The following is a 22604-nucleotide window of genomic DNA, read 5'->3' on the forward strand; positions in this document are numbered from 1 at the left end:
ACGACGTGGTTAGGGCGAGCTACCCGTTCCGCAGCCGCGCGCCGGCATTGCCGCCGGACATCGGAATCCGGTTCACTGCCAGCACCACGGCGAAGGTGATCACCAGCATCGCGATGCCGAGCACCGCGATCGCGGCGAGGTCGCCGCCTTCGTTGAGGTCGTAGATCAGGACCGAGAGCACCTTGGTCTGCGAGGTGAACAGCACGATCGCCGCCGACAGTTCCCGCATCACGCCGATGAAGATGAAGCACCAGGTCGCGATCACGCCGGTGCGCAGCAGCGGCGCGGTGATCTGGCGCAGCGCCTGCAGCCGGGTCGCGCCGAGGATGCGGCTTGCCTCCTCGAGCTCGGGATGGATGGTTGCGAACGCCGCCTGCAATTGCTGATAGGCGGACGGCAAATTGATGGTGAGGAACGCCAGCAGCAGGATCCACAGCGTGCCGTAGAGCACGAAGGGCGGCCGCGTGTAGCTCAGGAACAGGCCGACGCCGAGCACGATGCCGGGCACCGCGACCGGCGCGGTGGCGAGGAAGCCGAGCACGCGGTGGCCCGCGATCACCTTGCGCGTCGTGACATAGGCGATGACGAGCGCGAGGATGGTGCCGATCGTCGCGGTCGCGGTGCCGAGGATCACGGTGTTCTTGAGCGCGAGCTGGGTCGACGACAGCTCGGTGAACACGAAGACGATGTTGTGCAGCGTCGCCGTCGACGGCGTCACCAGCGTGGTCGCGTTCGGCGAGAATGCGGCGTTGAGCAGCGCGAGGTAAGGCAGGAATACCGGGTTGAGCAGCACCAAGAGGCAGAAGCCGAGCGCCGCCCAGCGCCAGCCGCGCAATTCCACCCGGCGCGGCGCGCCATATTTGCCGCCGATCACCGAATAGCCGCGGCGGCCGAGCAGCGCCTTCTGGCCCTGCAGCAGCAGGATGGTCAGCACCAGCAGCGGCACCGCGGCGGCGGCCGCGAGCTCGAGCTTCGGCGGATATTGGAACAGGCTCCAGATCTTGGTCGTCATGGTGTGGAAGCCGGCCGGCAGCGCCAGGATCGCCGGCGAGCCGAACAGCGTCATCGCCTGCAGGAACGCGATCAGCGCGCCCGCGACCAGCGCGGGCAGCGCGAGCGGGATCGTCACCCGCCGCGCGGTGGTCCAGGCATTGCCGCCGAGGATCGCGGAGGCATCTTCCAGCTCGCCCGGCATGGTGTCGAGCGCATTGGCCACCAGCACGAACACGAACGGGAACGTGTAGCAGGAGATCACGAAGATGATCCCGGTCATCGAATAGATGTTGAACAGCGCGTCGGCGTCCTCGCCGGCGAACAGCCGGTAGAGCTGGTTCAATAGCCCGGAATTCGGCGCCGCCAGCAGTTCCCAGGCGACCGCGCCGAGAAACGGCGGCGTCACGAACGAGGCCGTGACCAGTGCGCGGATGGTCTGCCGCCCCGGCATGTCGGTGCGCGACACCAGCCAGCTGATCGGCGCCGCGACGATGCAGCAGATCAGCGCCGACGTGGTCGCGATGATCGCCGTCGTCAGCAGCGGATCGAGGAAATCGGGATTGCTGAACAGCGTGACGAAGTTTTGCAGCGTCGGATGCCGGCTCTTGTCGGTGAAGGCGAACACCGCGAGCCACGACAGCGGCAGCAGGATCAGCAGGATGAGCACCGCCGCGAACAGCCACAGCACGGGGCGTGTCCAGTCGATGCGGGGGCGGGAGGCGGGGGAGGTGGTTGTTGTTGTCATGTTGACCCGCGGTGAACTGTCTCAGCTCCCTCGCCCCGCTCTTGCGGGGTCGAGACGAGCGAAGCTCGCTCTTGGAGGGTTGGGGTGAGGGGCCGCTTCCGCGGATACCGGATGCGCGGAGAGTCCCCCTCACCCGCCGCGCATCTTGCGATGCGCGTCGGCCTCTCCCCGCAAGCGGGGCGAGGCAAAAAAGCGTGCGCCGCGACCTTCATCGCTCACACCCGAAACAGCCGCGCATAGCGCGTCTTGATCTCTTCGGTCATTGCTTCCACCCCCGCCGGATCCTCTTTCATCAGCTTGATGTCGGAAAGCTTGCGTCGGCCGGCCTTCGGCTGCACCTGGGCGTGCAGCGAATATTGGCCGGTGAAGTCGACGAAGAATTGCTGGGTCGCGCGGGTGTGCAGCCAGGCCTGGAACAGCTTTGCGGCGTTCGGATGCGGCGCACCGGCGAAGATGCCTGTGGGACCCGAGATCGTCGGCGTGCCCTCGGTCGGATAGACCGGCTCGACCGGTTGTCCGGCTTCCTTCAGGAGCACGATGCCATATTCATTGCCGTCGGCCATCACGGCGCGCTCGCCGAGCGAGAGCTTTTTCGGCGGATCGGTGGAGGACTGCACCTGCATCACGCGCTGCTTGGATAGTTTCTCAAGATACGGCCAACCGAGCTCGCGCACGATCTGGAACGTGGTGGTCATGATGGTGCCGCTATAGGCCGGATGGCCCTTCACCATCTTGCCCACCCATTTCGGGTCGAGCAGGTCGGCAAAGCTCTTCGGCGCGTCCTCCACCTTCACCAGATTGGTGTTGTAGGCGATCGACGACAGCCACAGCCGCGTGGTCACGGCCATGCCGTCGGGGTCGCGATAGTTGTCGGGAAAATGCTTCGCGACGTCTTCGGGCACGAACGGCATCAGCCAGCCGCTCTTCTTCCAGGGGATGAAATGCGAGGCATCGGCGCTGTTGACGACGTCGGCGGCGTGGATGTTGGAATCGAATTCCTGCGCCACGCGCTGGAACAGCCGCTCCGAGCCTGAGCGCTCGATCTGTACGGTGATGCCGGGATAGGCGGCCTCGAACGCCTTGCCGAGCTTTTCGCCGACCGGCAGGTCCATCGACGAATAGAACACGAGCTTGCCTTCCTTGGTCGCGGCGGCGACGAGATCGGGCGTGATCGCGACCGGCTCGGGTGCGGCGGCGCGTGCCGGTGACGCGAACACCGGGCCGACCGCAAGCGCTGCAGAGCCTTTCAGGACATCGCGTCTGGAAATCGGCTTCCGCATCGCGTCGCTCCGTTTCTTGTTATCATCGGCTCAGCGCCCGGCAGCGCGCGGGCGGCAAGGTCAGCCACACCTCGCTGCCCTTCTCGACTGCGGTTTCCGTCGGCGTGGTTACCCGCAGCGCCGTGCCGTCGGCGGTCTCCACCATGTAGTCGCGGTTCATGCCGAGATAGACCTGCCGCGTCACGATGGCTTTGAGCGTGTTCTGCGCTGCCGCGGGCGGTTGCGTCGCGAGCTGGATCTCGTGCTGGCGGATCGCGACCGGCGCACTCTGGCCGGTCGTCAGCGTGGCGCCGACCACCTCGAGCGTTGCGCCGGCGAACTCCACGTGGTTCGCATCGCGCGCGGTGCCCTTGATCACATTGGCGGCGCCGATGAAGCGCGCGACGAATTCGGATTCCGGCCGCGCATAGATGTCCTCAGGCGCGCCGAGCTGGTCGATCTTGCCGGCATTCATCACCGCGATCAGGTCGGCGGTCGTCATCGCCTCGGACTGGTCGTGGGTGACGTAGACCGTGGTGTAGCGATATTCGTCGTGCAGGCGGCGGATCTCGAACCGCATCTCCTCGCGCAGATTGGCGTCGAGATTCGACAGCGGTTCGTCGAGCAGCAGCGTCTCGGGACCGACGATCAGCGCGCGCGCCAGCGCGACGCGCTGCTGCTGGCCGCCGGAAAGCTCGCCCGGATAGCGCTGCGCCAGTGGTTCCAGCTTGGTGGTCGCCAGGATCGCGGCGAGCTTTTTGGCGATGGTGTCGCGATCCATTTTGCGCAAGCGCAGGCCGTAGACGATGTTCTCCGCCACCGTCATATGCGGCCACAGTGCGTAGCTCTGGAAGATCATCGACATGTTGCGCTGCTCGGGCGGCAGCGTGCGCGCCTTCGATGACACCACGCGCTCGCCGACGCGGATCTCGCCGTCGGATGGTTCGAGGAACCCGGCGATCAGCCGCAGCGTGGTGGTCTTGCCGCAGCCGGACGGCCCGAGCAGGCAGACCAACTGGCCATGATCGATCGTGAGCGAAACATCATCAACCGCGACAAACGATCCAAACCGCTTGACCAGGCCGCGCAATTCCACCGATGCCAAGCGGTCCCTCCATTTTGTTGTGTCGCAGGGATCCGTGCCCGGCTGTTGCCGGCAGTAAAGCGGAAAATGATGGCGACGAAAAGTGCTCGTGCCCCGTCAAAAAGTCGTGGCACCTCTTCGTTGCGTTATTCCCCGACCACTCTTCCGTCATCCTGAGAGCCTGACTGAAAAATGGGTGAGTGATCTCAGTGGGGTGTGATTCCATCGGATTTGCAAAGATTCGAGGGAGAGCACGATGCCCTGGACCAAGATCACTCGGGAGCAATATCGGCGGGACGATCTGCGTTATGCAAGCGATATGACCGATGCGGAGTGGGCGCTGATCAGACGCCTGTTGCCGCGAGCGAACCGGCGCGGCCGGCCGCGTAAGACGGAGCTGCGTCGTGTGATCGAAGCGATCCTCTATATCGTTTCGACCGGCTGCCAGTGGCGGGCGTTGCCGCAGGAGTTCCCGCCCTATTCGACGGTGCAGGGCTATTTTTATAGATGGCGGGATACAGGCCGGTGGCAGAGGATTGTCAGCGTGCTTGTCCGACGGGCGCGAAAAAAGCTTGGACGGACACCGAAGCCGACGGCAGCCGTGATCGACAGTCAAAGTGCGCCGACCACCCAAGCTGGTGGACCGCGCGGCTACGATGCAGGCAAGCGCATCTACGGCCGCAAGCGGCACATTGTGACGGATACCAATGGCCTCCTCCTCGGGGTTCATGTTCATCCCGCCAACGTTCAGGACTGCCATGGCGCCGTACCGCTGCTGAAGAACGTGCGGATGAACTTCCCCCGGCTGCGCCACGTCTTTGCCGACCGGGTCTACCGCGGAAATCAACTCCTCGACGCGCTCTCAGACTGCGGTCCATGGACTGTCGAGATCGTCGAGCGGCCTCAAGGCGTCAAAGGCTTCCAGCTTCTGCCGAGGCGGTGGGTGGTTGAACGCACATTCGCTTGATTCGGCAGATGCCGCCGCCTCGCCAAGGACTTCGAGGCGACGGTGGCAACCGAAGCTGCCTGGCTGCTGATTGCACACATCAGGCTCCTGACCCGCAGACTCGCGGCTGCAGCTAAGGTTGGGTGATTTATGAGTCAGACTCTGAGGAGCGCGCTCTTGCGCGCGTCTCGAAGGATGCACGGCCCGGATCTCTCGGCGTGCTCCGATTCTCTCGCGGCGGGGGCGTGGCCGCCGATCCTTCGAGACGGCCGCTCCGCGGCCTCCTCAGGATGACGGGGAAGGGGTCGTTCTGCGTCGATGAGCCAGTCGGCTGATCGTGGCCCAATCCAGCCGAATCAATGCTTCCTTCTTCGCCCGACTCCAGCCCTTGATCTGCCGCTCGGCCGCGATGCCATCGGTGATGCGCTCGAAATACTCCGACCAGACGAGGACGACCGGTCGGCGATTATGAGTGTAGCCTGGGAAAGCACCCGTATCGTGTTGTTCGATGCGCGGCGCGAGATCGTCGCCCGTGGCACTGCCGACGTAGAAGGACTCGTCGGCGCAGCGAAGCATGTAGACGTAGATGCCCATGCGATAATCCATGCAGACCGCGCGAGGGCATCATGGTGCAATCATCGCCACGGTCAATAGGATGAGCGTCTATCTCTGATCCCGCGGACGCCTATCCCGTCATCCTGAGGTGCGAGCGGAGCGAGCCTCGAAGGATGCACGGCCCGGCTATTTCCGCGCACTCCGATTCGCTCGCGGCGGGAGCGCGGCCGTCGATCCTTCGAGACGCCCGCCTTTGGCGGGCTCCTCAGGATGACGGGTTAAAGCCTCAGACCGCCTCGGCCTACGCCTTCACGTTCTCGCCGAGCCACTGGATGGCCGCGTCGGCGCCGGCCTTGCCGTGCGGGATGTTCAGCGCTGTCAGCGCGACCTCGACGACGCCGAGGGTGCCGAGGATCATCGGAGCGTTGACGTGGCCCATATGCGCGATGCGGAAGGCCTGGCCCTGCAAATCGCCGATGCCGGTGCCGAGCACCACGCCGCATTTCTCCTTGGCGTAGCGCTGGATCGCGGCGGGGTCGGCGCCCTTCACGGTCACCGTCGTCACCGTGTTGGAACGCTCGGCGGGCTCGGTGATGTTGAAGCCGAGCACCTGTCCCTCGGCCCAGACCGCGACCGCGCGGCGCACGGCTTCGCCGAGCAGCCGATGCCGCAGATGCGCATTCTCCAGGCCTTCGGCGTGCAGCATGTTGATCGCCTCGCGCAGCGCGAACAGCAGATGCACCGGCGCGGTGCCTGCATATTTGCGGTAGTGCTCGCTGCCCTCGCGCTCGGTCCAGTCCCAATAGGGCGTGCGCAGATTGGCTTTCTTGTGGGCGTCCCAGGCGCGGTCACTGGCGGCGACGAAGCCGAGGCCGGGCGGTGTCATCAGGCCCTTCTGCGAGCCCGACATCGCGACGTCGACATACCATTTGTCCATCTCGAACGGCATGCAGCCGAGCGAAGCCACGGTGTCGACCATGAACAATGCAGGATGGCCGGCGGCCTTGATCGCCCTGCCGATCGCCTCGATGTCGTTATAGGCGCCGGACGCGGTGTCGACCTGCACCACGAGGATCGCCTTGATCGTGTGCTCCTTGTCGCGCCGCAGCCGCTCCTCGACCTCGGCCGGACGGATCGCGCGGCGCCAGTCGCCCTTCAGCACTTCGACCTCGGCGCCCATCGCGGCCGCAGCCTGGCCCCAGCCGATCGCGAAACGCCCGCTCTCCAGCACCAGCACCTTGTCGCCGCGCGACAGCACGTTGGAGAGCGTCGCCTCCCAGGCGCCGTGGCCGTTGGAGATGTAGATGTAGGACTTGCCCTGGGTGACGAACAGCTTCGAGAGGTCGCGCAGCAGGCTCTCAGTCAGTTCGACCATCTCGTTGGAGTAGATGTCGAGCGCCGGGCGGTGCATTGCCTGCAGCACCTGATCGGGCATCGTGGTGGGCCCGGGGATGGCCAGAAATTCCCGGCCCGCGCGAACGGTCATCGTCCTGTTCCTTTTGGATAAAGCGCGCAAATCATGCGTGTGAGGGGTCAAGCGCGGAGACTATTCCATCGCGGCTTCGATTGCGAGCAGGACGAAGCAATCCAGCGTTTCCAAAACCGCGGGACACGATGCTATTTGCCGATCGATTCGACGACCGCGCGCCAGATCTGGTCCTTCAACTCGGTCGCGGCGGGGCTCGGGAGCTGCTCGACGGTGCCGTTGTTCTTGCGGCAGGCCTCGACCAGCCGCAGCACCCAGATTTCGCCGTCGGTGTAATAGGGATCGCCGCCGCCATTGCGGCCGTTGAAGGTCGGGCCGATGCCGGTGACCTGATATTTCGCGGTGACCATGCCGGCGGACTCGAGGTCAGTGGCAAGCAGCGCGCGTTCGGCGTCGAGATCGGCCGCGATGTGATGCGTCACCGCGCCGGTGTAGTGGCTGACGCCGACGCTGCGGTCGAGCGTCGCAGCGCCCAGCCAGACCGGACGTTTCTCCTCGCCCTGGTCGAGCACCTTCCAGAAGCGGACATGGTTGCGGCGGTCCGCGCTCGATCCGACCGGCCGCTCGAAGGCGAGATCCTCGCGGCGGTCTAGATAGAACAGGTTGCTCACCGGCGCATCCTTGTAGGGACGATCGAGCAGCACGCTGCCCACGATCTCGATGGAGGATTTCAGCGTCACCGGATCGGCCGGAAACCAGCCGGCCTCGTGCATCGCGCAGACCACATCCTTGGTGTCGCCGATCAGCCCGACATTCATCGGATCGCCGGGAATGCCCTGCGCGGTGCGCGTCACCATCGGCAGATTGGCGAGGCCCTTCTGATGCTCGTAATGCGTCCACAGTGCCGGCAGCAGCAGATAGGCTGCGATCAGGTAGATCGCCAGGACGAGCAGCAATGCCATCTGCGCTTGCCTGAGGCGGCTGCGCCGGCGCACGGAAGGCGGATCGATCTCGACATCGGTCATGCCGTGGTCCTTCACCTCTCCCGCTTGCGGGGGTCGAGACGAGCGAAGCTCGCTCTTAGGTCGGATTGTATCGAAGATGCAATCCGGGTGGGGGCTTTCTCCTCATAAAGAGCGTCGCAAGCTACAACTCAATCGCACTTCCGACTAGCGCCGCGTCTCGCGGCAGCCGGCGGCTTCGGCCTCCTCGACCGAGCAGAACCAGCGCGTGCCCTTGCTGATCTTCATTTCGATCTTGGCGTACCAGCGGCTGGTCCGCTGGTGAAAGATGCATTCGCCGGAGCGGTTGACGTTGCCCTTGATGGTGCAGTCGGGCGAGGGCGCCACCGGGCCGGAGGCCGAGGCGAGCAGGATCGCGTTGGCGCCATCCGGCGGCTTCACCGCGCCGAGCACGGTGGTCTTCTTGTTGCGCACCCGCCAGTCCCACGGCGCGATGAAGGCGCCCTGCCACATCCCGGCTTTTGCCTCACGCGCGGCCTTCTCGTCGGCTTCGTAGTCATGCGAGGCGCGGGTGTAGGCCAGCGCCCAGCCGCTCGCGACCAGCCATTTCTGGATGTCCTCGCCGTCGACCTCGCAGCGCGCGATGGTGCGGCCGCGACGATCGACCGAGCGGGCGTGGCAGGTCCAGCTCTTGCTGCCGGCATGCTTGATCAGCTCGTCGCGCGCCGCGACGCCGCAGGTCCAGCGCTCGCCTTTGGTGTTGAGGCAGAGCTGGTCGGTCGACGGCGCGTCGACGCCTGCGAGCCGGATGCGGACGCTGCCGATCATGAGCTGGTCGCCGTCGCGGATCTTCGGCACGCCGGTGATGTCGGCGGCGACAGCCAGCGTCGGCAGCGAGAGCAGCAGGCCCGCGGTGAGCAGCGTCTTGAACATCGGCGTTCCCGGCCAGGTTCTTGTCGTACAAATGGCTTTTAGCGTGCAGAGGTCAGTGCCCAACGATTGTGCGGGCAATTGGGCAACCGTGCCAGTGCTGTTGCGTTTCCGCCAGTTTCAACTTCGCGTCATTGCCCTGCGAATGCGCTATTCGCCTTCCGAAATTCTGTAGCCCGGATGGAGCGAAGCGCAATCCGGGATGGTCTTTCCGGTGAGGCGGCCCCGGATTACGCTGCGCTCCATCCGGGCTACGAAACGTTCGCCATTCGCTTCCGGGCCAGCGCCAGCGCCATCAGCACGAACGCCGAGGTCACCTCCGGCCCGCCGACCAGGATGCGGGTCGGCGTCTTCATCTTATTCCACTCATAGGCCCGGTAGGGCCCCTTGCGGCCGCCCTCGCCGAGGCCCTGCACGATGCAGTGCAGCGCCGGCGTGAAGGTCGAGATCTCGGCGCCGAGATGCGCCAGCGCCATCAGCGCCAGCGCGGCGTCGAACGGGTTCATCTCGTGGGCGATCAGCTCGTGCGTGACATAGCCGAGCACGCGGGCGCGGATCAGCGCGAACACGTTGCCGGGATCGATGATGCGCTGCGCCGCCAGCGGCAGCGCGACGAAGGCGGCATAGCAGCGGCCGAAATAGGCCGAATAGAGCTCGGGCAGATAATAGATGTGCGAGCGCGGATTTTTAAACGCGCCGCTTTCGACCAGATTCTTCTGGAAGGCGATGATGCGATGCACGGTCTCCAGCCGCTGCGGCGTCTCGATGATCTGCCAGCGGGCGAGGTTGCGGAACGAGACCTCGAGGATGTCGAGGTTCAGCGTCGGATCGAGGTCGTTGCCATAGGGCCGCTCGCCGGCGAGATTGTCGATCCAGGTGACGACGCCGCCCTCGTAATCGATGTTGTCGTTGAGCGGCACGGTGACGCGCGGCTCGTTGGCGCCCGATCGCACCTGGTAGCCGCGGTAGAAGTCGAGCAGCGGCTGCTGCAGGATCGGATCGTCGGAGCCGGCCTGGGTCGCGGCCGAGAACGAGCACGCCGTGGTGTCGCAGTCCGGCACATAGATGCCGAAGCCGAGATCCTGCTTGATCTGGGCGAAGAAGCGCGAGAAGCGCGGATGCGGGCCCGGCGCCAGCGCGGTGATGACCTTCACCGTCGAGCCGTCATGCGACGGCACCTCCTCGGCGCTGGTCTTGAGGCAGAAATCCACCATGTCGGCGATCGCGCGCCGCGCGGTAACAGCTTCATCCGGCGAGGCGAGCCCGGTCTCGACGAAGCCGAGCAGCGCCTCGGTGAAGAAGGCGTCGTAATAGGCCGAGCGGTGGCGGATCTGCACCGGCTCCCACATCGGCTCGGCGATGCCGCGCCAGGCCGGATTGATCAGTGCGCGCGCCGGCGAATGCGCGATGAATATCCGCGCCAGATTGAACAGCAAGGTCGAGTTCTTGTAGCCGCGTGCGTTCAGCCCGGTCAGCGCCATCAGCAGCTCACGTCCGCCCACGTCGGGGTCGCCGATCAGGTTGAAGGCGGCATAGGTCGGGATGAAGCCGTTCCTGCCGAACGAGCGCAACAGATGCGCGCCGGTCAGGCGGATCACGCGGTCGATCTCGGCGATCTCTGGCGGGCGGCCAGGTGCGGTCGCGGCGGGCGGTGCCGGATGGCGCACGCCGATACCGTCCATCAATGCCGCGACGGGCGTGCCGATCGCGGCCCAGTCCGGCGCCGCGACGTCGCGCGCCGCAGTGAGCGCCGCGCGCAGGCCGGCAAGACGGTCGGGATCGTTGAGCGCGGGCAGGCCGGTGCGGCGGAGCAGCGCGCGCAGCGGCGGATTGCCGAGCGCGGTCCGGTAGAATTTTCCGAGATGGGCATCGCCGCCGCGATAGGCCTGCAGCACGGGGTCGCAGACCTCGTACAGCGACGGGCCGTCCTTTTGGGCGGTCAGCGACCGGCACACTGCGCCTGCGATCTCGTGAAGGCCCAAGAAGCTCAAAGAATCCCCTTTCCCGAGGAACCGGTTAACGCCGCCGCCCGACGGAGTTTCCTGTCGCTCTGCCCCAAACTCGCAAGCCCTTGGAAAGCTACATGAATCGCCACAAAACACAAATGTGACTGAGGTCACGTAACGGGATCTTAACGGCGTCAATGGCCTCTGCCGGGCGGCAGCATGCGGCAATTCGGGTTGCCCCGGGCGGCCGTCCGGGTTAAAGGAGCGTTTGTTGCGGCGCCGCAAATTGAGCTCAATTCAACGGCACACACACCTCAACCCCATTAAACCTGAACGTCTTTGACGCGACTAACTGGCGCGATCTTCGCTTGAGCGCCATCGGGATAAGAATTGGGACTTAGGAACGCTATGGACCTTAGGCAGCTTCGCATTTCCCGCCGCACCATCGCCGTCTGCGTCGCGGTGGCCGGCACGGTGTCGCTGGCGATTGGCGCCCATGCCGCGCTCAACAAGCGCACCCTCGATGTCGCCAAGGGTGGCGACAAGGTCGCCTCCACCGAGCTGACCGGCAGCATTCCGGCAGGCACTTCCCGCCTCGCGCTGATCATCGGCAACGGCCATTATCCGGACGCCGCGGCGCCGCTGGCCCAGCCGATCAACGATGCCCGCACCCTGTCGTCGGCGCTGCGCCGCGAGGGCTTTGACGTCGACGTGGTCGAGGATGCGACCAAGGACGACATGTTCCGCGCGGTCGAGCGCATGAAGGCCAAGATTCGCCCCGACACCGTCGTGATGCTGTTCTTCGGCGGCTACGGCGTGCAGGTCGGCCGCGAGAGCTACATGATCCCGGTCGATGCCACGATCTGGAAGGAAGCCGACGTCAAGCGCACCGGCGTCAGCGTCGAGTCCGTGCTCGATGCGATGAAGGAGCGCGGCGCCAAGGCCAAGCTCGTCGTGCTCGACGCCTCGCGCCGCAATCCCTATGAGCGCCGCTTCCGGGCGTTCTCGCACGGTCTCGCCCCGATCAGCCCGCCGGAGAACACCATCGTGCTGAGCTCGGCGACGCCGGGCAAGGTCGCCGACGACAGCAAGGCGCCGAACAGCGTGCTGGTCTCCGAGCTGCTCAACAACCTCAACGCCCAGGCCGGCGCCGAAAGCGCCTTCAACAAGACCCGCGTCGCGATCTCGCGTGCCAGCGAAGGCGAGCAGGTGCCGAGCGTGTCGTCGTCGCTGCTGGAAGACATCAAGCTCGGCGGCTGAGCTTCCTTTGCTCTATCCACACGTCGTCCCGGCGAAAGCCGGGACCCATAACCACAGGGCCGCATTGTTGAAGCGCGCTGTGGCGACAGCTCTTCAGACAATTCACATTGGTGGTTATGGGTCCCGGGTCGCGCGGAGCCTGTCATCGGGCGGCGCTTTGCGCCGACCCGTTGGCTTGCCCGGGACGACACCGTGGATGTAGCGCCGCCTACTTCGCATCCGCGCTGGCGCCGACCGGCCGCACCGGATCGCCCTCGCGCAGCAGCGCGCCGGCGCGGGCGACGACGATGTCGCCTTCCTGGATGCCGTCGCGGATCTCGACCTGCCCGGCCGACATCAATCCGGTCTCGACCCGCCGCGTCTCGACGCGGCCGCCGCGCACCACCTGCACAACGGTGCCCGCGGTGGAATAGAGGATCGCGGTCAGCGGCACCGCGACGCCGCAGCTCTGCCCGGTCTTGATCTGGGCGCGGCCGGACGAATTCACCAGCAGCCGCTTGTTCGCGCCGATGCCGATGAACACCTGGCCGAGCTGGCTGTTCGGCTCGACCGTCGGCGCGATCCGCCGCACCTTGCCGTCGAGATCGCCGGCGCCGAGGACCTTGAGCTGCGCCGTCTGCTCGGTCTTCAGCTTGGCGATGTCGCGGGTCGGCACCATGCCGACCAGATCGTACTCGCTCTTGGCGATGATCGAGAACAGCGCGTCCTTGCCCGAGGCCGGCGCGCCGACGATCGCCGTTGAGCCCGAGATCGTGCCCGCCACCGGCGCCGTGACGTTGACCGAGTTGGCGCCGTCGGTCAGCTTCGCCAGCACCTGCCCTGCGGTGACGGTGTCGCCGGGATCGACCATCACCTCCGCCACCTTCAAGCCAAAACGGTCGGGCCGGATTTGCTGCTCGTCGCGCGGCAGCACGATGCCCGAAACCTCGACGATATTGCCGAAGCAGAATTTCGAGGCCTTCAGCACCGTCACCGCCGCGCCCTTCGGCACGGCGTCGGCCTCGCCCGCGGCAAGCGCGGGAGAGGCCGCGAGCACGAGCAGCGCGGAGGCGGCAAGGGCTGAGGCGCGCGTGCGAGGCAAAATCATCGGCAAACTATTCCCAAAATGAGGGCCTCCTGAATACCAGATGCCGCCTGGCCGAGCCAGCCGCCTGCACTGCCTCGGCCGGCCCCGCATCCGCCGCCAGCTCCAGCTTCGCCAACTCCTCGGCGCGCCAGATGTGCCGCAGGATTTCCGGGTTGACCCGATCGGCATGCGTCACCGGCAGCATGTGGCCGGCACCCGGCAGATGCCGCAACTCGGCGCCATCGATCAGCGTGGCGAGTTTCGCGACAATGCGCTGCGTCACATAGGGCGACAGCCCGCCAGAGATCAGCAGCGTCGGCACCTTCAAGGTACGCGCGGCTTCCGCCACTCCGTTAAGGTCGAGCGCGGCGCTGAAATCGCACGGCAGCTTGTCGGCCTGCTCGATCATCCGCAGCCGCCCGCTCGGCGAGAACTGCTCGCGCGGCCCGGAGCCGGCCCAGAACGCGGTGAACGCCTCGACCGCCTCCATCACGGCGCCGTCGACAATATCCCTTGAGACGATCTGCGCGATCCGCGCGAAGCGGTCGTACAGCCGCGCATCGGTGGGCGTGTCGCGCAGCAACGTGGGTAACACCGGCTCGATCAGCGTCAGGCTGCGAATGTGCTGCGCATAAGGCGAGGCGGTCGCCAGCCGAAACGCGATCGCCCCGCCATAGGAATGCCCGATCAGATGGATCGGCCCGTCGGCCCTGGCGAGCCAGGGCTCGAGCCGCGCGATCTCGCCGTCCAGCGTCCGCGGCCAGTCGCGCCCGCAGGCCGCAACGCCATAGCCGGAAATATCCGGCGCCATGAACCGGTCGCCGCCGAGCGCCGTCGCAAGCTTGGTCCATTGCCGTCCCGACCCCAGCGAGCAATGCAGCGCCACCACCGACGCCGCCGCGTGCGTCCCATCCAAACCCGTCATCAAACCCTTCCTTCTTGTTCTTGTTGTCGCCGGACGCGCGTTCGCACGCGCCCGTCATGACGCGAGCGAGGCGGGGGAGGGCTTATTCCTGGGAGGGGTGGGGGCGGTCGTGATCGTGATTGGGGAGGCAACAGGATTCACTGGATGGTGATGTTGAGGCTCGTGGCAGTCGGCGCCCGGCGCTTCCCTGCGCCCTCTCCTATATGAGGGTGGTTGATCGCATGACTCGGGCGCGGTGGCGTCGCGGGATGCGGGCGTGTGCTTCTCCCCTCGGGTCTCTCCCTTGGCTATTTGATTGTTGAATCAGGAACGGGGCCACATATTCAATGTCGTCCCGGCGAAGGCCCATAGGCGCTAAGATAGTTTGATCATAGTCTGATAGTGGCGCTTATGTCTGGGTGGCTCGCGTAGATGTCGCCGGAGAGCGTGACTGGCTCTGCAGAGTAGAGCGATTGCGGGCTGTGGAATGATCGCTTGCCGTAGCGAAGCTACGAGCTGGCGCAGCAGACGCCACGTCACTGGGTGGGTCAGGCGGCGTCGGCCAAGCGGGGAGAGTCTTCGAGTTCGTCGACGAGCGGCTCGAGCAATAGAATGATCAGCAGATGAGCGAGGATATGGGGTCTGGCGGACCGCTCGTCGGTTCCGGGAGGTCCCTTCAGGCCAATCAGGCTTTTCAGCCGCTTGAAGCCGAGCTCAATGCGCCATCGCAGCCGATAGAGGGCGAGGATATCTGCAGTCGTGAAGTCCTCTGGCCTGAGTGAGGTCACCAGGATCACCCAATCTGCGGCGTCAAGTGTTTGCCTGGAGAGCTGATGACCTCCCTTTTGTGCAGTCCGGCGCGCCTTGCGTCGCGCAGCCGCAGCAGCTTGCGCCGGCTTCTTCGCGGCAACCAGACGCACTGCGAGCGGCGGCGCACCTGACTTGCGCTTTATCCAAATCGGCCGATCGATCAGGCCACGCGCCGAGGCGTTGCGCAGTTCGGCAGTGAGGTCAACAAGATTACCTTCGGCATCGAGCCAGCGCGCGCTCTTCCAGCCGGCCCGGATCACGAAGTCCGCATCGGCATCGACGAGATGCGCCATGCGCTCCGGTTGCAGATAGGCGCGATCGGCAAGACGGATCTCACCGGCAACCGCCGGTATCCGATCCAGCGTCTCGCCCGCTCGCTGATCGGTCAGTTCGAAGTGACCAAAGCGCTCCTGCGGAAGATCGAACGCGCTATGGATACGCCACACTGCGTTCTTGTTCCTGCCGCTCGTCCCAGCCTTGGGGACCGTCGTGGCGTCAACAATACGGATCAGACGACCGCGGCTCGCCTTCGGCGCCGCGGCGGCAAGCGCCTGCTCGACCAAGATTGCCAGCCAATCTCCGCACTGACGTAAGCGATACAACAGAGCCACGTTGGAGATATCGACAAGCCCAACCGACGTGGCCCATGCCGCCGTCAACCGCAGCCCTTTCTCACCAAGGCAATAAGCCAAGATCAGGCGCAGCAAGTCGACCGCATTGCTGATCTCCCGCGGACGGACAAACGCCTTCGTCTTGCGCGCGCTAATGTTCAGAGCCTCGGCTCCGCCAAGTCGGGCGACAACGCGCGCCCAATCTTTGTTCACAAGCGATTCGTGTGCCATTCCATCTTGGAATCACAAGCGAATCCAAGGCGCAAATCCTATTTTAGCGCCTATGGGCGAAAGCCGGGACCCATTACCCCGAATGATGGTTGTGGTGCGAAGCTGGGGCCGCAGAGTCGCGCACCAATTTCACCCTGTGGTTATGGGTCCCGGCTTTCGCCGGGACGACGTGGGAGAGAGTGTGCCGCTTACTCCGCGGCCGCTTCCGCTGATGGCTCGCCCTTCCAGCTGAGGATCTCCGCGGCGAGGATCGGATGGTTGAATCCCTTCAGCACGAGGTCGTCGATGGCGCGGCCTTCGACGAAGGGCTCGACCATGCCGTAGACGCGGCGGCTCACCACGATCTGGCCGGCCTTGGCCTCGCCGCACAGGCGGGAGGCGAGGTTGGTGACGCTGCCGATCGCGGCGTATTCCAGCCGCTGCTCGAAGCCGACCTGGCCGAGCGTGGCGTAGCCGAGCGCAATGCCGATGCCGAAGCCGAGGCTGTGCCCGCGGTTGCGCCACTTCTCGGTCAGCGGGCCGACCGTGTCGCGCATCTCCACCGCCATCTTCACGGCGCGCGCGGTGTGGTCCGCGAGCTGGATCGGCGCGTTGAACAGGATCATCACGCCGTCGCCGGCATATTTGTCGAGGGTGCCTTCATACTTGAAGATCAGCTTGCCGAGCGCGGCGTGATATTCGCGCAGCACGTTCATCGCCTCTTCCGGCTCGGTCGCCTCGGTGAAGGCGGTGAAGCCGCGCAGGTCGCAGAACACCACGGTGACCTCGCGGCGGTGGCTGTCGAGCAGGCCCTCGGGATTGTCGGACGAGGCGATCAGCTGCGCCACCTGCGGCGCCAGGAAGCGCTCAAGCCTTCGCACGCGCTCGAGCTCGCCGAGCTGGGTCTCGACCCGCTGCTCCAGCGACTTGTTCCAGTCCTTGAGTGCTTCGGTCTGCTCGCGCAGCTTGTCGGCCTGCTCGCGCACGGTGGCGTTGGCCTCTTCCAGCGCGTGGCTCTTCTGGTCGACCTCGGTGAACAGCCGCGCGTTGCGCATCGCCAGCACCGCCTGGTGCGCAAAGGTCTTCATCAGTCCGATCAAACTCGACGGGAAATCGCCGGCCGCCTTGCGCAGCACCACCAGCGCGCCGAGCACGCCCTTCTGGTCGACCAGCGGCACCACAAGCACCGAGTGGAAGCCGGCGCCGACGACGACATCGCGCAGCGGATGATCGGGCGGATAATCGGTACTTGTCGTGAGATCGGGGAAGGCGAGCGGTTCGCCCTTGGCCGCGGCGTCGCCGAGCGGGCCGTTTGCCGCATCGATCGCGCGATGATGGCCTTCGGCTCCGGCGTCGATGCCGATCGATTGCGTCAGGTTGAACGTGCGCCGTGCCGCGTCATAGCCATAGATCAGCACGGCGTCGGCATGGGTGATCTCGAGCGCGCGGGCGGCGACGGTCGGCAGCACGGCATTGAGGTCGAGCGAGGACGCCACCGCGCGGCCGACCTCCTCCAGCACCTTCAGCTCGTTGATCGATTGCGCGAGGTCGCGGGTGCGCTCCTTCACCTTGGCTTCGAGATCGGAATAGGTCTCGGCAAGCTGGGTGGCCATGCTGTTGAACTGGCCGGCGAGCTCCTCCAGCTCATCGGATGTCTTCACCTCGATGCGATGGCCGAAATCGCCGGCCCCTAACCGCCGCGCGCCGGTGCGCAGCGCTGTGATCGGCTCCAGCATGCGCCGCGCCAAAATCGTGCCGGCGATGATCGCGACCACGAGGCCGAGCGCGATCAAGAGCGCAATGCGCACCAGCTGGTCGCGGATCGGCGACAGCGCCTGTGCCGTCGGCTGCTCATAGAACACGTGCCAGCCGAGGCTCGGCGCGGCCGTTGCTGTCGTCAGCACCGCGTTGCCGTCGACATCCTTGCCGGAGGCGATCGGCCTGCCGCTCGGCGACAGCACCGCGGCGACCTGCGGCAGCGCGGCGAGGTCCTTGCCGACCTCCGGCCCCTTCGACGAGCTCGCCAGCACGCGGCCCTTGCCGTCGACGACATAGGCATGAGCGAGCCGGCCGACCTGGGAATCGCCGAAATAGTCATTGAGGAAGCGCAGGTCGATCTCGGCCATGGTGACGCCGGCATTGAAGCCGGAATGCTGCTCGCCGATCGACATGAAGGGCCGCCCGTCGCGGAAATACGCCGGCGCGTAGGCGGTGCCGCGGGCGATGGTCTCGGTGAATCTGACATCGCGGGAGAAGTCGGCGTTGGAGTTCACGGTGGTGGTCTGGCGCGACAGCCGCAGCAGCTCGCGGCCCTGGCCGCTGATCAAGCTGAGCTGGCTCACCGCCGGCACCTGACCGAGCAACTGGGCATAGTCGGCACGGCGCAGCTCGATCGTGTTGGAGGAGGCTCGGGTCACCCAGGAGATCTGGCGCTCGAGATCGGAGATCGCCTGTTCGATGCGCTTGGCGGTCGCATCCGCCTTCTCGCTCATCGCATCCGTCAGCGTGCCCTTGATGCCGCGGTAGCTGATCCAGGTCTCGAGCGCGCCGTTGACCGCCAGCACGAACACGACGAGGCCGACCAGCGCGAGGACATATTTGGCGAACAGGCCGCCGCGCAGGAACCAGTTCTTGCCCTTGTCCGTAGCCGCGTTCATCCAGCCTCGTCCGGCCCCCAATCGGGTGCGCCGCATGATCCGCCGCTATTTAGCACGGATCGGCGGGGCGGGGCGGCCGCTCGGGCCGCATGGTTATCCCTTCATATCGGCGAGGGATATCCGGGAATATCAGCGATTGAACAGCTGACGCAGCACGTCCTTCATCGCCGGACTGTCGTGCTGCTCGGCGGTCTCGCCGGGCGGAGGGGGCGGTGGCGGGGCCTGGTCGGGGGCCGGCGGCGCGGGCTGGCTCAGGTCGCGGCTCGGGCGCGATGCGTTGCCCTGGTTGAGGGTGGAAAGGCCTTGCTGCAGCAAATTGCCGATGGTGTCGCCAAGCTGCCCGCCGAGCGGGTTGCTCTGGCCGGCGGCACCGCCGCCCTGGCCGCTGCTGCCGGGCTGCGCGCCGCCCTGCACGCCATTGAGCAGATTGGTCAGCCCGTTGATGCCCTGACTCAGCCCCTGGCCGTTCGCGCCGAACAGGCCCTTGCCCATCTCCTTGAGCTTGGCATAGGCCGCCTGCGGATTGTCGAGGATGCCCTGCATCTCCGGATAGATGCGCGGCGATACCCAGGGTCCCTCGACCATCACGGGGATGCCGAGGCCGACCGGATTGCCGGTGCGGCCCTGGCCTTCGGTGGTCATCACGAGCTGCGGCTCGACGCGGAACCCGATCTGGCGGGTGTTGAGGTCGATGGTACCGACCCCGGTCATCTTCACCAGCGGGCCGATCAGGTTGAGATCGGTGGTGACGGCATGGCCCTTGTCGACCTTGAACGACGCCGAGAGCTGGCTGAGATCGGTCGACAATTCCTGGCTCTCCTGCCAGCCCGACAAGGTGCTGGTGGTGAGGTTGCGGATCATCTGCGCCACGTTGAGGCCGAGGATCTTGCCGTCCTGGAACACGACGAAGGCGGTGCCGGCGAGATTGCCGACGATGGCACGCTCGCTGCCGCCTTGCGAGGTCAGCGCGATCTTGGCCTGCATCTTGCCGTCGAGCTTGTCGAACTCGGCAAGATTCTTCAGCACCGGCAGCGCGCGCACGCCGGCGAGGTCGAGCCGCAGCGCGTAGGTTGGATTCGTAGCTCGCGCGTCGATGGTGACGTCGCCATCGGCGGTGCCCTCATAGGCGCCGAGATTGGCGAACCGGCCCTTCAGCACGCCGCTGTCGATGGACGCATCGATTGCCGCCTGTGTGAAGCGGCCGTCGCCGATCATAAGCTCCGCCGCCGAGATGCGCGCCTGCGCGTCGACATAGTTGAGCCCGGCAAGATCGACCGACGCGTTGCTCCAGGTATTGGTGCCGAGCGGCTGCGTGGTGCCGGACTGGCCCGGCGGCATCGCGATCGCAATGCGCTGGAAGTCGAGATCGAGCTTCACCAGCGGCTTGTTGCTGGCGAAATCGACCGAGGCCCAGCCGGTGAAGCCGCCATCGCCGAGCGTGCCGGAGACGCCGTTGAACATCACCACCGTGCCGTTCAGCCGCGCTTCCGCATTCGCCTTGATCGCCGCGGGCAACAAGCCGGGCGCATCGATGCTGAATTCGGCCGGCACGCTCTGACGCTCCAGCGCTGCTTGCGGCGCGGTGGCGCGGATCTCGAATTTCAGCGGCTTGTCGCCGGCGTGTGCGTCACCGGTGACGACGATCTTGCGGTCGTCGCCGATGGTCGCGTCCGCATTGAGCGTCTCGATCCGGCTCTCGATCCGGTCGCGTACATTGGCGAAGACGACGGTGCCGCCGCTGACGCTGACATGCCGGATCGTGATGCCGCTGCTATCGGACGCGGAAGATTTCGCCGGCGGATTGTGGTCGCGGGTGCGCTCGCGCTGCAGTGGCAGATTGATCACCGGCTTGACGATCGAAAGGTCGGTGATGTCGGGCCGGCCCGACCACAGGCTCGACAGCGTCATCTCGGCCTCGACGCTGCTTGCCGCGAACCGGTTGTTGACGTCGCGCCCGCGCGGGTCCTGCAACACGACGTCGCTCAGCGTCAGATTGACGTTCGGCCAGAGGCCAATCTTGGCGCCGCCATTGATGGTGAGCTTGTAGCCGGTCTCGCGCTCGACCCGATCGGTGACGGTCGATGTGAGGAACGAGGACGGGATCCCGACCACGGCCACCAATGCGATGATCACGATCACGGCAGCGATGGCGGCCCCGGCGAATTTCAGTGCTCTCATGTCGTTGTTCCAGGCCGGGCAAGCGGGGTTCCGTTGCAGAAAGTCACGGCCGATCACACGAGTTTATCCCGCAAGCGGGATCTGGCTCCAATGACTGGAAAAATAATCCGTTACCGCATGAACTTATGTGACCTCTCCCACACTCTTATGAGGGTGATTTTTGCTAACCGGGCGTCAGGGGACTGCTCGGATGGATTTGGAAGGCAGTACAATGAGCAAACAGGCCGAATTTGCGGTCATTCTGAAGATGAATCCGATGTTCGCCGATCTCGGTGCGGACGAGTTGCAGCGGCTTTCCGGCCTCTGCCACACCCAGCAGCTCGCGACCGGTGAGGTGCTGTTCCAGAAAGGCGATCCCGGCGATGCCCTGTTTGGGGTCCGCCGCGGCCAGATTCGGATCGAGACCGGTGCTTCCGACGGCAGCCGGCTCACACTGAACTTCATGGGATCCGGCGACCTGTTCGGCGAAGTCGCCGTGCTCGACGGTCAGGACCGCACCGCGGATGCGACCGCGGGCGAGCCCAGCGAATTATTCGTGTTGCGGCGGCAGGATTTCCTCGGCTTCCTCGAGCGCGAGCCGAAGGTTGCGGTCAGGCTGATCGAATTGCTGTGCCAGCGGATTCGCTGGCAGAGCGAGCGGATGGAAGAATCCGTGCTGCAGCCATTGCCGGTCCGCCTCGCACGGCGGCTGTGCGCGCTGGCCGAAGATTTCGGTTCCGAGGTGCACATCTCGCAGGAACAGCTCGGTATCTTCGTCGGCGCCGCGCGCGAAAGCGTCAACCGGCAGCTGCAGACGTGGCGCAAGGACGGCATCGTCGACCTGCAACGCGGCCGGATCATGCTGCACAACATGACCAAGCTGACCGCGGTCGCCCGCAACGACTAGAGCGAGCTGCATGCAACGCGCGCGGGAAGATTCAATCCTCTCGCGCGCTTTGCTTGCGGATGTTGACGCACTCCTGCCTAAAAGACGTGCTTGCATGATGAGGCCGGTACCGCTTTCATCCGGCCGCCGGTCCTTGGGGTGACACCCAGCCTTGCTGGCCTCACGCCATCCACCTGCAAACCCCTGCGGTCTCTCCCGTTGACCGCAGGGGTTTTGCATTTCGATAGATGCGTGACGCGAGGGCGCCTACCGCATCACCACTTCGGGATCGGCCCAGCGCAGATACTGGCGCGGCGCGGCGCCGAGCTCGCGCTTGAACATCGCGGCGAAAGCGCTCGGACTTTCATAGCCGACGTCGAGCGCAACGCAGGTGACGGCCTCGCCGGCGCCGAGCCGCGCCAGCGCTTCGAGCAGCCGCACCCGCTGGCGCCAGGCCGCAAAGCTCTGGCCGGTCTCGCGCCGGAACAGACGCGTCAGCGTCCGCCGGCTGAGCTGGCAGCGATCGGCCCATTCGTCGAGCGTGAGATCGGAACTCGGATCGACCAGCACGGCTTCGCAGATCGCGGCGAGCCGCGGATCGGGCGGCACCTGCACGTGCAGCGACACTTCCGGCATCCTGCCGATCTCGTCGAGCAGGAAATCGACCAGCCTGCCGTCGCGCCCTTCCGGATCGTAACGGGTCGGCATGTGCACCGCTTCTTCCATCAACGCCTCGACCAGCGCGGAGACTTTGATCAGGCGGCATGTCGCCGGAGCATTCCTGATGCGGTCAGGCGTGACATAGATGGTCTGGATCTCGACCTCGCCCCATGCCCGCGACTGGTGCGCGACGCCGGCTGGAATCCACAGGCCGTGGCCGGGCGGCACGACGAAATGGCCGCGCTCGGTCATCATCGAGGTCACGCCCGCGGTCTGCAGGATGAATTGATCGCGTCGGTGCGCGTGTCGCGCGCTGGTGCTTTCGTTCGGATAGGAGGCCGCCATCGCCGCGAGCGGCCGTTCGACCTGTTGCAGCTGTCCGGCATAGTGCGCGGCGGCTGCGGGACCCGATTGCTTGCGGCAAACGCGCAAGCCGGTGGTGTCATTTCGTCGCGCTGCGACTTTCAAGTGTCGTGAGCTCCTGATCGATCGTCGTTTTCGCAGGGTGCTCATGCATCTTCCGGGCCACTTGGCCCG

Annotated in this window: 16 protein-coding genes and 1 pseudogene; 3 read left to right on the forward strand and 14 right to left on the reverse strand. The window is 65.6% G+C overall.

From position 1 onward, the window contains the following. Positions 1 to 19 precede the first annotated feature (19 nt). The 3 genes from ACVW1B_RS36825 to ACVW1B_RS36835 all read right to left on the reverse strand — a co-directional run bounded on the left by ACVW1B_RS36825 (position 20) and on the right by ACVW1B_RS36835 (position 4093). Positions 20 to 1681 (reverse strand): ABC transporter permease, encoded by a 1662-nt coding sequence (locus ACVW1B_RS36825; RefSeq protein ID WP_253605363.1) that lies wholly within the window; start codon positions 1679 to 1681, stop codon positions 20 to 22. A 272-nt stretch (positions 1682 to 1953) separates the two neighbouring features. Further along, positions 1954 to 3018 carry an extracellular solute-binding protein gene (locus tag ACVW1B_RS36830; protein ID WP_456822824.1) on the reverse strand — a complete coding sequence of 355 codons (1065 nt, stop codon included), beginning with the start codon at positions 3016 to 3018 and terminating at the stop codon, positions 1954 to 1956. A gap of 22 nt (positions 3019 to 3040) precedes the next feature. Continuing rightward, positions 3041 to 4093 (reverse strand): ABC transporter ATP-binding protein, encoded by a 1053-nt coding sequence (locus tag ACVW1B_RS36835; RefSeq protein ID WP_253609827.1) that lies wholly within the window; start codon positions 4091 to 4093, stop codon positions 3041 to 3043. 244 nt (positions 4094 to 4337) lie between these two features. Between ACVW1B_RS36835 and ACVW1B_RS36840 the strand changes: the two are divergent. Further along, positions 4338 to 5174, forward strand: a pseudogene (locus ACVW1B_RS36840) (IS5 family transposase). A gap of 138 nt (positions 5175 to 5312) precedes the next feature. Here ACVW1B_RS36840 and ACVW1B_RS36845 read toward each other — a convergent pair. The 5 genes from ACVW1B_RS36845 to ACVW1B_RS36865 all read right to left on the reverse strand — a co-directional run bounded on the left by ACVW1B_RS36845 (position 5313) and on the right by ACVW1B_RS36865 (position 10882). Then, on the reverse strand, positions 5313 to 5621 hold the full coding sequence (locus ACVW1B_RS36845; protein ID WP_253605357.1) for a GIY-YIG nuclease family protein: 309 nt from the start codon (positions 5619 to 5621) through the stop codon (positions 5313 to 5315). Between the two features lie 262 nt (positions 5622 to 5883). Next, a complete protein-coding gene (locus ACVW1B_RS36850) occupies positions 5884 to 7068 on the reverse strand; it encodes a pyridoxal-phosphate-dependent aminotransferase family protein (RefSeq protein ID WP_253605354.1) in 1185 nt (394 codons plus the stop codon). Positions 7069 to 7199: 131 nt separating this feature from the next. Further along, positions 7200 to 8033 carry an LssY C-terminal domain-containing protein gene (locus ACVW1B_RS36855; RefSeq protein WP_229191476.1) on the reverse strand — a complete coding sequence of 278 codons (834 nt, stop codon included), beginning with the start codon at positions 8031 to 8033 and terminating at the stop codon, positions 7200 to 7202. A gap of 144 nt (positions 8034 to 8177) precedes the next feature. Continuing rightward, positions 8178 to 8903, reverse strand: a complete 726-nt coding sequence (locus ACVW1B_RS36860) for a thermonuclease family protein (RefSeq protein WP_016845489.1) — start codon at positions 8901 to 8903, stop codon at positions 8178 to 8180. Between the two features lie 248 nt (positions 8904 to 9151). Then, a complete protein-coding gene (locus tag ACVW1B_RS36865; RefSeq protein ID WP_253609826.1) occupies positions 9152 to 10882 on the reverse strand; it encodes a hypothetical protein in 1731 nt (576 codons plus the stop codon). Positions 10883 to 11254: 372 nt separating this feature from the next. On the opposite strand from ACVW1B_RS36865, the gene ACVW1B_RS36870 reads away from it, so the two are divergent. After that, complete coding sequence (locus tag ACVW1B_RS36870) at positions 11255 to 12106, forward strand: caspase family protein (RefSeq protein WP_092090585.1); 852 nt, start codon at positions 11255 to 11257, stop codon at positions 12104 to 12106. 208 nt (positions 12107 to 12314) lie between these two features. Here ACVW1B_RS36870 and ACVW1B_RS36875 read toward each other — a convergent pair whose 3' ends face one another. From ACVW1B_RS36875 to ACVW1B_RS36895, 5 genes are all read right to left on the reverse strand, one after another. Next, complete coding sequence (locus ACVW1B_RS36875) at positions 12315 to 13193, reverse strand: efflux RND transporter periplasmic adaptor subunit (protein WP_456822825.1); 879 nt, start codon at positions 13191 to 13193, stop codon at positions 12315 to 12317. A 7-nt stretch (positions 13194 to 13200) separates the two neighbouring features. Continuing rightward, complete coding sequence (locus ACVW1B_RS36880; protein ID WP_456822826.1) at positions 13201 to 14097, reverse strand: alpha/beta fold hydrolase; 897 nt, start codon at positions 14095 to 14097, stop codon at positions 13201 to 13203. 527 nt (positions 14098 to 14624) lie between these two features. Further along, complete coding sequence (locus ACVW1B_RS36885) at positions 14625 to 15728, reverse strand: IS4 family transposase (protein ID WP_076824845.1); 1104 nt, start codon at positions 15726 to 15728, stop codon at positions 14625 to 14627. A gap of 188 nt (positions 15729 to 15916) precedes the next feature. Further along, the gene (locus ACVW1B_RS36890) at positions 15917 to 18364 is read right to left on the reverse strand and encodes an adenylate/guanylate cyclase domain-containing protein (RefSeq protein ID WP_253605344.1); all 2448 of its coding nucleotides are present in this window, start codon (positions 18362 to 18364) and stop codon (positions 15917 to 15919) included. Positions 18365 to 18493: 129 nt separating this feature from the next. Next, positions 18494 to 20542 carry an AsmA family protein gene (locus ACVW1B_RS36895; RefSeq protein ID WP_253605341.1) on the reverse strand — a complete coding sequence of 683 codons (2049 nt, stop codon included), beginning with the start codon at positions 20540 to 20542 and terminating at the stop codon, positions 18494 to 18496. Between the two features lie 211 nt (positions 20543 to 20753). Here ACVW1B_RS36895 and ACVW1B_RS36900 point away from each other — a divergent pair, with 211 nt between their 5' ends. Then, the gene (locus ACVW1B_RS36900; protein ID WP_057021095.1) at positions 20754 to 21428 is read left to right on the forward strand and encodes a Crp/Fnr family transcriptional regulator; all 675 of its coding nucleotides are present in this window, start codon (positions 20754 to 20756) and stop codon (positions 21426 to 21428) included. A gap of 246 nt (positions 21429 to 21674) precedes the next feature. On the opposite strand, the gene ACVW1B_RS36905 is transcribed toward ACVW1B_RS36900, so the two are convergent. After that, the gene (locus ACVW1B_RS36905) at positions 21675 to 22535 is read right to left on the reverse strand and encodes an AraC family transcriptional regulator (RefSeq protein ID WP_028335183.1); all 861 of its coding nucleotides are present in this window, start codon (positions 22533 to 22535) and stop codon (positions 21675 to 21677) included. Positions 22536 to 22604: the final 69 nt, after the last annotated feature.

The organism is Bradyrhizobium sp. USDA 4502 (assembly GCF_054063355.1).

Bases quoted from the DNA above. Each gene is read 5' to 3' on its own strand.
- ACVW1B_RS36830 (WP_456822824.1), bottom strand. From the start codon at position 3,018: ATGCGGAAGCCGATTTCCAGACGCGATGTCCTGAAAGGCTCTGCAGCG.
- ACVW1B_RS36845 (WP_253605357.1), bottom strand. From the start codon at position 5,621: ATGGGCATCTACGTCTACATGCTTCGCTGCGCCGACGAGTCCTTCTAC.
- ACVW1B_RS36850 (WP_253605354.1), bottom strand. From the start codon at position 7,068: ATGACCGTTCGCGCGGGCCGGGAATTTCTGGCCATCCCCGGGCCCACC.
- ACVW1B_RS36855 (WP_229191476.1), bottom strand. From the start codon at position 8,033: ATGACCGATGTCGAGATCGATCCGCCTTCCGTGCGCCGGCGCAGCCGC.
- ACVW1B_RS36860 (WP_016845489.1), bottom strand. From the start codon at position 8,903: ATGTTCAAGACGCTGCTCACCGCGGGCCTGCTGCTCTCGCTGCCGACG.
- ACVW1B_RS36870 (WP_092090585.1), top strand. From the start codon at position 11,255: ATGGACCTTAGGCAGCTTCGCATTTCCCGCCGCACCATCGCCGTCTGC.
- ACVW1B_RS36875 (WP_456822825.1), bottom strand. From the start codon at position 13,193: ATGATTTTGCCTCGCACGCGCGCCTCAGCCCTTGCCGCCTCCGCGCTG.
- ACVW1B_RS36880 (WP_456822826.1), bottom strand. From the start codon at position 14,097: ATGACGGGTTTGGATGGGACGCACGCGGCGGCGTCGGTGGTGGCGCTG.
- ACVW1B_RS36885 (WP_076824845.1), bottom strand. From the start codon at position 15,728: ATGGCACACGAATCGCTTGTGAACAAAGATTGGGCGCGCGTTGTCGCC.
- ACVW1B_RS36890 (WP_253605344.1), bottom strand. From the start codon at position 18,364: ATGAACGCGGCTACGGACAAGGGCAAGAACTGGTTCCTGCGCGGCGGC.
- ACVW1B_RS36895 (WP_253605341.1), bottom strand. From the start codon at position 20,542: ATGAGAGCACTGAAATTCGCCGGGGCCGCCATCGCTGCCGTGATCGTG.
- ACVW1B_RS36900 (WP_057021095.1), top strand. From the start codon at position 20,754: ATGAGCAAACAGGCCGAATTTGCGGTCATTCTGAAGATGAATCCGATG.